General features: G+C 56.7%; 9 protein-coding genes. 5 read left to right on the top strand and 4 right to left on the bottom strand.

Annotated elements, in window-relative coordinates; translation table 11 throughout:
• Positions 1-66 precede the first annotated feature (66 nt).
• Together SD961_RS03720 and malK are read right to left on the bottom strand one after the other, a co-directional pair.
• A complete protein-coding gene (locus SD961_RS03720; protein ID WP_412916649.1) occupies positions 67-1,365 on the bottom strand; it encodes a maltoporin in 1,299 nt (432 codons plus the stop codon).
• Between the two features lie 26 nt (positions 1,366-1,391).
• Positions 1,392-2,501 carry a maltose/maltodextrin ABC transporter ATP-binding protein MalK gene (malK, locus tag SD961_RS03715; protein ID WP_318789055.1) on the bottom strand — a complete coding sequence of 370 codons (1,110 nt, stop codon included), beginning with the start codon at positions 2,499-2,501 and terminating at the stop codon, positions 1,392-1,394.
• 376 nt (positions 2,502-2,877) lie between these two features.
• Here malK and malE point away from each other — a divergent pair, with 376 nt between their 5' ends.
• From malE to SD961_RS03690, 5 genes are all read left to right on the top strand, one after another.
• Positions 2,878-4,077 carry a maltose/maltodextrin ABC transporter substrate-binding protein MalE gene (gene malE, locus SD961_RS03710; RefSeq protein WP_318789054.1) on the top strand — a complete coding sequence of 400 codons (1,200 nt, stop codon included), beginning with the start codon at positions 2,878-2,880 and terminating at the stop codon, positions 4,075-4,077.
• 66 nt (positions 4,078-4,143) lie between these two features.
• On the top strand, positions 4,144-5,694 hold the full coding sequence (malF, locus tag SD961_RS03705) for a maltose ABC transporter permease MalF (protein WP_318789053.1): 1,551 nt from the start codon (positions 4,144-4,146) through the stop codon (positions 5,692-5,694).
• A gap of 9 nt (positions 5,695-5,703) precedes the next feature.
• Complete coding sequence (malG, locus tag SD961_RS03700; RefSeq protein ID WP_318789052.1) at positions 5,704-6,594, top strand: maltose ABC transporter permease MalG; 891 nt, start codon at positions 5,704-5,706, stop codon at positions 6,592-6,594.
• Between the two features lie 227 nt (positions 6,595-6,821).
• Positions 6,822-7,298 carry a DUF2243 domain-containing protein gene (locus SD961_RS03695; protein WP_318789051.1) on the top strand — a complete coding sequence of 159 codons (477 nt, stop codon included), beginning with the start codon at positions 6,822-6,824 and terminating at the stop codon, positions 7,296-7,298.
• Between the two features lie 3 nt (positions 7,299-7,301).
• Positions 7,302-8,126, top strand: coding sequence for a cytochrome c oxidase assembly protein (locus SD961_RS03690; RefSeq protein ID WP_318789050.1), 825 nt, complete (start codon positions 7,302-7,304; stop codon positions 8,124-8,126).
• Positions 8,127-8,208: 82 nt separating this feature from the next.
• On the opposite strand, the gene malQ is transcribed toward SD961_RS03690, so the two are convergent.
• Positions 8,209-10,296, bottom strand: a complete 2,088-nt coding sequence (malQ, locus tag SD961_RS03685) for a 4-alpha-glucanotransferase (RefSeq protein ID WP_318789049.1) — start codon at positions 10,294-10,296, stop codon at positions 8,209-8,211.
• A 9-nt stretch (positions 10,297-10,305) separates the two neighbouring features.
• Positions 10,306-12,708 (bottom strand): maltodextrin phosphorylase, encoded by a 2,403-nt coding sequence (gene malP, locus SD961_RS03680; protein ID WP_318789048.1) that lies wholly within the window; start codon positions 12,706-12,708, stop codon positions 10,306-10,308.
• Positions 12,709-12,839 lie beyond the last annotated feature (131 nt).

Here is a 12,839-nt window from a genome sequence, read left to right as displayed (position 1 = left end):
CATTGCGACCTCCCAGGGAAACTAAGGCCGGTCAGCACCTCCGCTTCACGGAAGATGAGGGAAGACTTACCACCAGATTTCCATCTGTGCGCCGAAGGTTATTTCATCATCATTGCCACGGCTGAAGGTACGGGCGCTGGTATCGTTCATTGCCAGGCCATTGTTCGCGCCGCTGTCGGTGTCATAACCCCATTTCTCATCCCAGTTGGCATAAGTCGCGAAGACGCGGATAGCCGGACGGGACCAGATGCTGTCGCCAGCCTGCCACTGTTGCGCCAGGGTAACTTTGTACTGACCGTTGCGGTCGCCGGTACGCTGGGATTTCACGTTGTCGTAGCCCGCTTCCAGCAGGGTACTCATGATTGGCGTCCATTTGTACATCGGGCGCACGCCCACGGTGTACCAGGTGGTGCCGTTGTTGTTGTCACGATCCGTATCCTGGTACATCGCCACGTACATCAGGCTCCAGGTGTCGTTGAAATCAATCGCACCGTGGTCCAGCACGCGGAGCATGCTGCCGTTGTTATTGATAGCTGAACCGTTGGAGTGGCCGTTCGCCGCGCCTGTACCCGGATCGGTCATTGAGTCAGCCGCGTACTGCAGCACGAATTTGTTGTAGCCGTTATAGATGCTCTGCGTATGCTCAGCGGTCAGCAACCAGCCATCTTTGGTGGCGTTATCGTCCAGCGAGTAGCCGTCACGCGCATTAGCACGGCCATAATCCACGCCCAGCTCCAGCACGCCGCCAGGGTTGGTTTCCAGACCGGCCAGACGCACGTCAAAGACGTCGTTGGAGGTCGGCAGCTCATTACGCTGGTCAGCAATGTAGCCAAACGAGCCGCCGCTTTCGGTGTTGCGGGTTGCCGCAAAGGAGAGCTTACCGAAGCCGACATCAATATCTTCCAGACCGGCACCAGGACCCGAGATATCCCAGTAGTAGAAGTCGATCATATGTACATCATGACGCTGGTAGAAACGCTTACCTGCCCAGATGGTGGAGCCTGGCAACCATTCGATCAGGTTTTTACCCTTCACGTTCGCTTCACGGAAAGCGGGGTCGGTTGATTCCCAGTCGTTCTGCTGTGACACGGAATAGGCTACGTTGGTGTCAAAATAGAAGCTCTTGTCGCCCTCTTTCCAGACTTCCTGCCCCAGTTTCAGCTCCGCATAGGTTTCACATTCGTTACCCAGACGGTATTTGCTCTCTGCGCCAGTCGCCTTAAAGCATTGCTGCTCGCCGCCGCTGCCAGACCAGCCGATGCCGGAACGGGCGTAGCCGGTAAAATCCACGGCCATAGCCGGGGTGGAAAGGACGCCTGCAGCCACTGCCAGCGCCAGGGAGGAATTACGTATTGTTATCATCATCTTCTCCTGTAGGGGGACTGGTGCATTTAAACGCCGGGCTCCGGGTGTAACCGGCGACAGGCCGTTCCGTCTTCACGGAACAGATGACAGCGGTGTGGCGGCAGGCCGATGGCGAAAGTTGCACCTTCTTCTACCAGCACCACGTCATTCTGGCGGTAGACCAGGTTTTGACGAATTGCCGGAATCTGGATATGGATCTGGGTTTCATTACCGAGCTGTTCGACGACCTGCACTTCACCGGCAAGCCTGATTTCAGCGCTGTCGCCCGGTAAAAGATGTTCAGGGCGAATACCCAGCGAGAGATTGCTGCCCGCCGTGACGTCGCTGCCTGCAACAGGCAACCAGACCCACTGGCGATCGGGCAGTTCCACCTGTACACGCTCAGGCTCGGCGGCAATCACTTTCACCGGCAGGAAATTCATCCTGGGCGAGCCGATAAACCCGGCCACAAACCGGTTGGCTGGATAGTGGTAAAGCGCCAGCGGCTTACCAATCTGCGCGATGCGTCCGGCATTGAGCACCACGATTTTGTCGGCCAGCGTCATCGCCTCAACCTGATCGTGCGTCACGTAGATCATCGTGCGCTTCAGCCGCTTGTGCAGCCGGGAGATCTCAATACGCATCTGCACACGCAGCGCCGCATCAAGGTTAGAGAGCGGTTCGTCCAGCAAAAATACCCTTGGCTCTGCCACCAGCGTGCGGCCAATCGCCACGCGCTGACGCTGACCGCCGGAGAGCGCTTTTGGTCGCCGCTCCAGAAGATGAGCCAGCTGCAGGACTTCAGAGACCTGATTAACCCGCTGCTCTATCTCCTCTTTTTTGGTGCGCGAAAGCTTGAGGCCGAAAGACATATTTTCCGCCACCGAAAGGTGGGGGTAGAGCGCATAAGACTGAAACACCATCCCGATGCCACGACCAGCAGGCGGGACTTCATTCATACGCTGATTGCCAATCTTCAGTTCGCCAGAGGTGATCTCTTCCAGACCGGCAATCATCCGCAGCAGCGTTGATTTACCGCAGCCAGATGGCCCGACAAACACCACGAACTCCCCTTCCTCAATCTCCAGGTTGATATCGCTGGAGATCACCGTGTCGCCAAAGGCTTTGTGCACGCCGCTTAGGGAAACGCTCGCCATCCTGAACTCCTCTCTCTGCCGCATGCAGAGGAAATTGAATGTCAGGAAGGATGCCGACAAGCGTGCCGGGCGTAATCCTCCGTCAGCGGGTTTTTCACGGGGGAGGAGCAGGGAGGATGAGCCGCCGCGCGCCGCGAAGAAAAGTTCAGGCTAAAAGTCAATTTCGTGACCGGCCTGGCAAAAACTGATGGTTAATTTTGCGAGTCAGCTGTCATTACCGCCCAGAGTGTTAGGGGCATCACAGTCTGAGGGGTGGGGGCGTAGGTGGGGGGAGGATGAAGCCCCGGAGGGTTAACTCCACACTGGCAACGTACCCTCTCTTTTCCCTCTGTGTAGAGAGAAATCTGCTGCCTCACAGCACTATAAGGACTGGATTATGGCTCTCAGCATGAAGAACATCCTCAGACACACCGTGAAGATCTCCGCACTGGCAACGCTGGTTCTCTCCTCTGCCGCCTTTGCCAAAATAGAAGAAGGCAAGCTGGTGATCTGGATCAACGGTGACAAAGGCTATAACGGCCTGGCGGAAGTCGGTAAAAAGTTTGAGCAGGATACGGGCATTAAAGTCACCGTCGAGCATCCCGACAAGCTGGAAGAGAAGTATCCGCAGGTTGCCGCGACCGGTGACGGACCCGATATCATTTTCTGGGCCCACGATCGTTTCGGCGGTTATGCCCAGTCCGGTCTGGTGGCCGAGATCTCTCCTGACCAGGCTTTCAAAGATAAGCTGTTCCCGTTTACCTGGGATGCGGTCACTTTCGACGGCAAACTGATTGGTTATCCGGTAGCGGTGGAATCTCTCTCGCTGATTTACAACAAAGACCTGATCAAAACTCCGCCAAAAACCTGGGAAGAGATCCCTGCGCTGGATAAAACGCTGCGGGCAAAAGGCAAAAGCGCCATCATGTGGAACCTGCAGGAACCCTACTTTACCTGGCCCATTATTGCTGCGGATGGCGGTTACGCCTTTAAGTATGTTGCAGGAAAATATGACACCAAAGACACGGGCGTTAATAACGCCGGATCGCAGGCTGGCCTGCAGTTCATTGTCGATTTAGTGAAAAACAAACATATCAGTGCCGACACCGACTACTCCATTGCCGAAGCGGCCTTTAATAAAGGCCAGACGGCGCTGACCATCGACGGTCCCTGGGCCTGGGCTAACCTCGACAAGAGCAAAATCAACTACGGCGTTGCGCCGCTGCCGACCTTCCACGGTAAGCCTTCCAAACCCTTTGTTGGCGTGCTGACGGCGGGCATCAATGCGGCCAGCCCGAACAAAGAGCTGGCGAAGGAGTTCCTGGAAAATTATCTGATCACCGATGACGGCCTGGCCGTGGTGAATAAAGATAAGCCGCTGGGCGCCGTAGCGTTGAAATCGTACCAGTCTAAGCTGGAGAAAGATCCGCGTATTGCCGCCACCATGGCGAACTCAAAGAATGGCGAAATCATGCCGAATATCCCGCAAATGAGCGCCTTCTGGTATGCCGAGCGCAGTGCCATCGTCAATGCGGTTAATGGTCGTCAGACCGTGCCTCAGGCGCTGAAAGATGTGGAAACCCGCGTGACCAAATAATCGTTTCTTCCGCGACCAGCGATGCAGCCGTTTTGCGGCTGCATCGTGCCAAAAAGGATTGTTGCTATGTCCGTAGCTCAGACCAGCCTGCCTGCCAGACGCTCCCTGCTCGCCTGGTCTCTTATCGGCCTGTGTGCTCTGGTGGCTGGTTATTTAATTGTGTTGATGTACGCGCAGGGCGAATACCTGTTTGCCATCCTGACGCTGATCCTCTCCAGTCTCGGCCTGTTTATCTATGGTAACCGCCGGGCCTACTCCTGGCGTTACGTTTATCCCGGCCTCGCCGGTATGGCGCTGTTCGTGCTGTTCCCGCTGGTCTGTACCATTGCCATCGCCTTCACCAACTACAGCAGCGTCCATCAGCTGAGTTTTGAGCGCGCCCAGAGCGTGCTGATGGAGAGACAATTCCGCGCCGACAACGCGTGGAACTTTGCACTCTACCCCGCTGGCAAAGAGTGGCAGCTGGCGCTGACGTCACCCGAGAGTAGTGAGGTGCTGGTCTCCAGACCCTTTACCTTAGATCCCGCTGCTCCGCAGACGCTGGAAATGGCGCCACAAACCGCACCGGAAACGGCCAGAGCCGGGCTGCGGGTCATTACGCAGAATCGCCAGGCGCTTGGCCAGCTTTCAGCAAAACTCGCAGACGGCACGGCGTTACGAATGAGCTCGCTGCGGCAGTTTTCCGGCACCCAGCCACTTTATAAACTGGGCGATGACGGCAGGCTCCTGACCAACAGCCAGAACGGGAAAGTCTACAGCCCCAACATGGACAGCGGATTTTATCAGTCCATTGATGCGCATGGCGCATGGGAAACGGAAACGCTCAGTCCGGGCTTTACGGTAGGCATCGGCTGGAAAAACTTCCTGCGCGTATTTCAGGATGAGGGGATCCAAAAACCTTTCCTGGCAATATTTGTCTGGACGGTGGTGTTTTCGCTGCTCACGGTGCTGCTTACCACGGCAGTGGGCATGGTGCTGGCGTGTGTTGTGCAGTGGGATGAGCTGAAGGGCAAGGCCGCGTATCGCCTGCTGCTGATCCTGCCTTATGCCGTACCCGCTTTTATCTCAATACTGATTTTCAAAGGGTTATTTAACCAGAGCTTTGGTGAAATCAACCTGATGCTGGGCGCGCTGTTCGGGATTAAACCCGCCTGGTTCAGCGACCCGCTGACAGCCAGAACCATGCTGGTAATCGTCAATACCTGGCTTGGTTATCCCTACATGATGATTTTGTGTATGGGCCTGCTGAAAGCTATCCCGGACGATCTGTACGAGGCTTCCGCAATGGATGGCGCCACGCCGGTACAGAATTTCTTCCGCATCACGCTGCCGCTGCTGATTAAGCCGCTGACGCCGCTGATGATCGCCAGCTTTGCCTTTAATTTTAATAATTTTGTGTTAATTCAGCTGCTGACCAATGGCGGCCCTGACCGGCTGGGCACCACCACGCCCGCCGGGCATACCGACCTGCTGGTCAGCTATACCTGGCGCATCGCCTTTGAGGGCGGCGGCGGGCAGGACTTTGGTCTGGCTGCCGCCATCGCCACGCTGATTTTCCTGCTGGTTGGCGCGCTGGCGGTAATCAACCTTAAAGCCTCACGAATGAAATTTGATTAAGGAAGCGTTATGGCGATGGTTAAACCAAAATCCCAGCGCGTCAGGCTGCTGGTCACTCATCTGTTATTGCTGAGTTTTATTGCACTGATCCTGTTCCCGCTGCTGATGGTGTTTGCCATCTCGTTACGGCCAGGTAACTTCGCCACCGGCAGCCTGATCCCGGAGACGGTCTCCTGGGATCACTGGAAGCTGGCGCTTGGCATCAGCGTCACCAACAGTGACGGCAGCCTTACGCCGCCGCCCTTCCCGGTGATGCTCTGGCTCTGGAACTCCGTCAAGATTGCGGTGATCACCGCCATCGGCATTGTTGCGCTCTCCACCACCTGCGCTTATGCCTTTGCCCGTATGAAGTTTCGCGGGAAAAGTTCGTTGCTGAAGGGCATGCTGATTTTCCAGATGTTCCCGGCGGTGCTGTCGCTGGTGGCGCTCTATGCCCTGTTTGACCGGCTGGGGATGTACGTTCCGTTCCTCGGCCTGAACACCCACGGCGGCGTCATTTTTGCCTATATGGGCGGCATCGCGCTGCATGTCTGGACGATCAAAGGCTACTTCGAAACCATTGATAATTCGCTGGAGGAGGCAGCGGCGCTGGATGGCGCCTCGCCGTGGCAGGCGTTCCGGCTGGTGCTGCTGCCGCTCTCCGTGCCGATTCTGGCCGTGGTGTTTATTCTGTCGTTTATTGCAGCGATTACCGAAGTGCCGGTGGCCTCACTGCTGCTGCGGGATGTGAACAGCTACACGCTGGCGGTGGGAATGCAGCAATACCTTAATCCGCAGAACTATCTGTGGGGAGACTTTGCCGCAGCGGCCATCCTCTCTGCCATTCCAATTACCGCCGTCTTCCTGATAGCGCAACGCTGGCTGGTGGGAGGACTCACCGCCGGAGGCGTGAAGGGCTAAATTTTTTACCTGTAATAGGGTTATTACAGTCAGTCCTGTGTCCTGGGTGGCCTTATGGCCACCCTTTTTTATTGTTGTGCTTCTGACACAGCCCTGCCGACACGGCTGATTTTTACGCCCGGCATAAGGCCCAGGATAATTGCTTTCGCTATCGCAATGAAGCTCACGCTTGTTTTAGCTACGCTTAAGAGAGATCAACCATAACGTAATTTTCCAAGGAGACATCTGTGCCCTCTTCTGAACCTGTGCTCAAGCCCGATCTGCGACGTACGCTACTCGCCACCTTCCCGCTGGGTGTTGGCATGATGGCCGCTGTCGATGAAATCGTGTTTCACCAGATGCTCGCCTGGCACCATTTTTTTGACTGGTCCACGCCCGCATTCGGCCTCTTCTCTGACGGCTTACTGCACTCGGGGGAACTGATATTTTTTGTGCTGGGCTTTTTCATGTTTATTGACCTGCGTGCCCGGCGCGCGCTTGATCGGTCCCGCGCCTGGGCGGGATTCTTTTTTGGCATGGGCAGCTTTCAACTCTTTGACGGCATTATCGATCACAAACTGCTCGGGCTGCATCAGATCCGCTACGTCGAAAACCTTTTGCCCTACGATTTGGCCTGGAATGGTTTTGGTCTCCTTTTGCTGTTAACGGGATACCTGTTTTATCGTCGTTCGGGGGTTTCTGTACGGCATAGTACGGGGAGTTAAGTGATGGAGCACATGTCACAGCACAGCGGTATGGCAGGGCAAACCGTGCTGTTTGTTCTGTTAGCTATCCTGCCTGCGGTGCTGCTCTGCCTCTATCTGGCTGCTGCTTTCAGACTGCGCAAAACCGCCGGATGGCGTCTCTGGCGCATCGCCAGCTTCACTCTCGGCACAGCACTTATTATTACCGCTGTCCTGCCGCCCGTGGCGGACTGGGCGCATCAGGATCTGCGTGGTCATATGGGTCAGCATCTGTTGCTGGGCATGTTTGGTCCGCTCGGGCTGGTCTTTGGTGCCCCCGGCACGCTGTTGCTGCGTAGCCTGCCCGCTTCTGCAGCACGCCGCATTATGCACTTCCTTAAAACGCCGCCGGTTCGGTTTCTGATCCATCCGGTTACAGCCGCAGTGCTCGACATCGGTGGGATGTACCTTCTCTACCTGACGCCGCTTTATACCCTGACCATGACGAATCCCGCCCTGTTTGTATTTATTCATCTGCATTTTGTGATTTCAGGTTATCTGTTTACCTGGTCAATCGCCGGCCCCGATCCTGCGCCACGCCGTCCTGGCAGAGCTTTGCGGCTTACGGTGCTTTTTCTGGCGACCGCAGCACACGGTATTCTCGGTAAACTGATGTTCGGTTACGGCTATCCGCTGGGTACTTCAGCCAGTCTCAGCGAGATCCAGGCCGCAGCACAATGGATGTATTACGGTGGCGATCTGGCCGAGCTGCTGCTGATAATCGCCTTCTTTGCGATGTGGTTCAGACAGCGCAGCACCTTACCGGATCTCTTCGCAGAGAAGCGTACGTCGATTATTTCTCAGAAATGAGTAGAGAGAGTAAAACTGCTGCCCGGGATCAGGGGCAGCATTCAGCCGCAAATTATCGGGAATAGCGTGAACGCTCCCGCCTCTACCTGACGGAAACCTTTCTGCGCCGCTTATCGAGATCCTTAATCAACGCGTTCACTTCCGGGTCGGCAAACATCGCCTCCAGCGTATGGGTGAGCTTACGACGCCAGTTGGGATATTCGCTGCTGGTACCCGGCACGTTCACCGGCGTCTGCATATCCAGCCAGTCCTCCGGTTGCAGCCCCAACAGCGCGCTGGCGCTGTCGGCTACGTAACGCTGTAAGCCACGACGGATCACCGGTGACAGCGGCGTTAAGGCTGCCTGCCTGCCGGTTTTCTTCGGCACGCAACCGTAGTGATGCAGCCCATCCAGCAGGCTCTGCCTTGCCGTGGCCCGGTCGGCATAAAGCGCTTTGAGTACCGCTTCATCCCGGTAAAGTCCCAGCGTTTTCCCCAGCGTTAAATCATCCCCCTGCCAGTAGCTGCGCAGGGTGGGCAAATCGTGCGTGGTCAGGGTCGCCATCGCCTGTACCGGGTAAGACTGCGGCGCACGGAAGCTCTTTTCCGCGTCACGCTCAAAATAGAGCACCTTGTAGGAATAGATGCCGCCTTCACGCAGTTTGCTGACGATTTCAACCGGAACGGTGCCCAGATCTTCACCAATCACCATACAGCGGTGCCGCTGGCTTTCCAGCGCCAGAATGGCCAGCAGATCATCAACCGGATACTGAACATAAGCGCCCCTGTCCGCCGTCTCTCCTGCCGGGATCCACCACAAACGCAGCAGCGCCATCACATGATCGATACGCAACGCGCCGCAGTGGATCATGTTCGATCGCAGCAGATCGATAAAGGGCTGATAGCCGCGACTGACCATCGCCCAGGGATCCATCGGCCGCAAATCCCAGTTCTGCCCCTGAGGACCAAGAATATCGGGCGGCGCGCCTACCGAAGCTTTCAGGCAGTAAAGCTCGCCATCGCCCCAGGTTTCCGCCCCACCTTCCACTACGCCAACGGCTAAGTCGCGATAGAGGCCAATCGGCATCGCCTGCTGCTGGCTGAGCTGATAGCAGTTTGCCAGCTGCGTTTCAGCCAGCCATTGCAACCAGAGATAAAATTCCACCTCCGGCGCCTGCTGCTCGCAAAAGGCGCGAACCGCTGGCCCGCGAGCGTTGCGCCAGGCCTCCGGCCAGTTGTTCCACCCCTGCGCCGTACCGCTCTGCCGGGCAAGATGGGCGTATAACGCATCATAAGCTGCCTGTAGCCACAGACTTTCCCCGCCCTGCTTCACAAAACGGTCAAAGGCCTGGCGGCAAGCTTCCCTGGGTTTACGCGCCAGGAAATGCGGGTAAGCCAGCCGCAGCGCCTCTAATTTCAGCGCCATGACCTGTTTGTAATCAACCCAGTCAGAAGCCCGCGCAGACTGTAGCGCCTGTTGCGTTTCCTGCGCGGCCCACCACTGCTGCGCGGCCTCGCTCAGAGAGAAGTCTTCAACCGCAGCGACATCGATATAAATCACGTTCAGCCAGCGGCGGGAGGAGGGGCTGTAAGGGCTGGCCGCATCGGGATCGCCGGGAAAAAGCGCATGGATCGGGTTCAGGCCGACAAAAGCGCCACCGCGTGAGGCAATATTGTCCACTAACAGCGCCAGATCGCCGAAATCGCCAATCCCCCAGTTGCGCGCCGACCGTAACGTATAAAGCTGGACGCAGGCGCCCCACAGCTTTTTCCCCGCCAGCAGCGGCTCTGGTTCAAAGCAACGCTTGGGGGCGATAATCACCCTGCATTCCCAGCTTTGGTTTCCCTGAGAAAGGGTCAGCCGATGGTAGCCACAGGGAACAGGCTCAGGCAGCGCCAGCGTCATTCGGCCTTTGACCTTACCCTGCTGCGTGTTGCCATTTTCCTGAGTGAAAAGCCAGCCGTAATTCCCCTCTCCGCTGACGGCAAGCGCAAACCGGCTGCCTTCCGTAAAGACCTTCACCGTGGGAACAGGGCTGACCAGCGTGCGGCGTGCGTCGCTCCATCCCATCGCCTGCAGCAGATCGCGCTTGGTTTCAGCCGCTATCGCCTGTGGCTTGCCGTGCGCGTTGATAAAACCGGAGGCGATGCCCGCCTCCATGGCCGCCTGCTCAAGTGCATTATTTTCCATACATTCCCCTCAGCGCTTCGCCTGCCAGATCCGCTGTTGATAGTCACGAATCGACCGGTCAGAGCTGAACATGCCTACTCTTGCCGTATTCAGTATGGCGCTGCGCGTCCACTGCGTGGCATCACGGTACAGCGCCTCAACTCGTTGCTGGGCGGCACAGTAATCAGCAAAGTCAGCCAGCACCAGGTAGGGATCGCCACCTTTAAGCAGGCTTTCCAGCAGCGGTTCGAAGGCGTGCTTATCTCCGCCGCTGAAGAAGCCGTTCTCCAGCTCTTTCAGCAGGCTGTGCAGATGCTTATCTTTTTTACGCAGCTTAAGCGGATCGTAACCCTTGCTCAGCAACGCTTTTACCTGATCGACGGTATGACCAAAGATAAAGATATGCTCACTGCCTACCTCTTCAGCTATCTCGACGTTCGCCCCATCCAGCGTGCCGACGGTAAGCGCACCATTCAGCGCCAGCTTCATATTACCGGTGCCGGAAGCCTCTTTACCTGCGGTGGAGATTTGTTCCGATACGTCCGCGGCGGGGATCATCAGCTCCGCTACCGAGACGCGATAGTCGGGGATAAACACCACTTTCAGGCGGTCGCCCACCAGCGGGTCGTTATTGATTTTCTCAGCCACTTTGTTGATGGCGTGAATAATATTTTTTGCCAGGTAATAGCCCGGCGCAGCTTTTGCTCCGAACAGGAAGACGCGTGGAACCGTTTCTTTTTCCGGGTTATCGCGGATCTGGCGATAGAGCGAGAGAATATGCAGCAGATTGAGGTGCTGACGTTTGTACTCGTGAAGGCGTTTGATCTGCACATCGAAAATCGCCTCCGGATCCAGCGTAATCCCCATATGGTGCTGAACCCAGTTCACCAGCTTCAGCTTGTTCTCCCGCTTGATTTGCTGATAACGCTGCTGAAAATCGCCATCGTCAGCAAAGGCTTCCAGCCCTTTAAGTGCGTTAAGGTCGGTTACCCAGCCGCTGTCCAGCTTGCTGTCAATCAGCGCAGAGAGTGCAGGATTACACTGTTTCAGCCAGCGACGCGGCGTGATGCCGTTGGTGACGTTATGGAATTTTTGCGGCCACAGCTGGTGATATTCCGGGAAGAGATCTTTCACCACCAGTTCAGAGTGCAGGGCCGCAACCCCGTTCACCGCAAAGCCGCTGACCACGCAGAGGTTAGCCATGCGAACCTGTTTGTTATGGTGTACGGCCAGTTTTCCCCAGACCGCCTTGTCGCCCGGCCAGCGCTGTTCAACCAGCTTTTTAAAACGGGCGTTGATCTGCTTAATCAGCGAGAAATGACGCGGCAGCAGGCTGCGTACCAGCTTTTCATCCCAGCATTCCAGCGCTTCCGGCATCAGCGTGTGGTTGGTGTAGGCAAAGGTCTGGCTGACTATCGCCCAGGCGGCGTCCCACGTCAGTTGGTGCTCATCCAGCAGGATGCGCAGTAACTCAGGGATGGCGATGGTCGGGTGGGTATCGTTAAGCTGAATAACCTCAAAGCGAGGTAAATCCTCAATCTTCCGTCCCAGGAAGTGGTGGCGACGTAAAATATCCGCCACTGAACAGGCGCACTGGAAATATTGCTGCATCAGGCGCAGACGTTTCCCCGCCTGGTGATTGTCGTTGGGATAGAGCACTTTGGTGAGTTTGGCTGCCTCAATGCCCTGCCGTTCCGCTTTCAGGAACTCGCCGTCATTAAACAGCGCTAAATCGAAAGGCTGAAGCGCCCCGGCCTGCCACAGACGCAACGGCTGCGTGACGCCATTCTGATAGCCAATCACCGGCAGATCCCAGGCCTCACCCTGGATTGAGAAGGCGGGTTGCCACTGCTCGCGGCCATCATCGTGCCTGATCAACTCCCCGCCAAAGCTCACTTCCACCGTTAAGGCGCTGTTGTGGCTGAACCAGGGATAACTTTCGCGATGCCAGTTATCGGGCGCTTCCTGCTGCTCGCCGTCACGGAACGACTGGCGGAACAGCCCGTACTGATAGTTCAGCCCGTAGCCGGTAGCGGGCTGGCCAACGGTGGCCATAGAGTCCAGAAAACAGGCGGCGAGTCTGCCCAGCCCGCCGTTACCTAACGCCGGGTCAACCTCCTGCTCCAGCACATCAGCCAGCTCTACGCCCTGCTGCTTCAGCACCGCTTTCACCTCTTCAGCCCAGCCAAGATTGATCAGGTTACTGGCGGTCAGGCGACCAATCAGAAACTCCATTGAAAGGTAATTAACGTGGCGCTGTGATAAGGGTGCCGCCGGAGGGGCTGGCTGCGCATTCAGCTGTTCGGAAAGCGCCGCGCTGATCGCCTGCCACCACTGATGCGGCGTCATTTCCTGTGCCTGGTGCAATCCAAAGCCCTGCCACTGACGGGTCAGCGCGGCCAGAAACAGCGATTTATTAAACTGAACCTGCATCACTTTTCCTTACTCTCCATAAAATTTCTTCCATGCTGCAGGTTGAGCAGGGGCGCAACATCCTCCCGCAAGAAATTAGAGAGGGAGGAGAAATGGGGCGTAGCTTGTGCAGAAAGAGGCACGCGGAAACT

It is taken from the genome of Erwinia sp. MMLR14_017, from assembly GCF_033657285.1.
Taxonomy (GTDB): Bacteria; Pseudomonadota; Gammaproteobacteria; order Enterobacterales; family Enterobacteriaceae; genus Erwinia.
The sequence above is the reverse complement of the archived record's forward strand: the minus strand, read 5'-3'. Positions and strand labels throughout refer to the sequence as shown.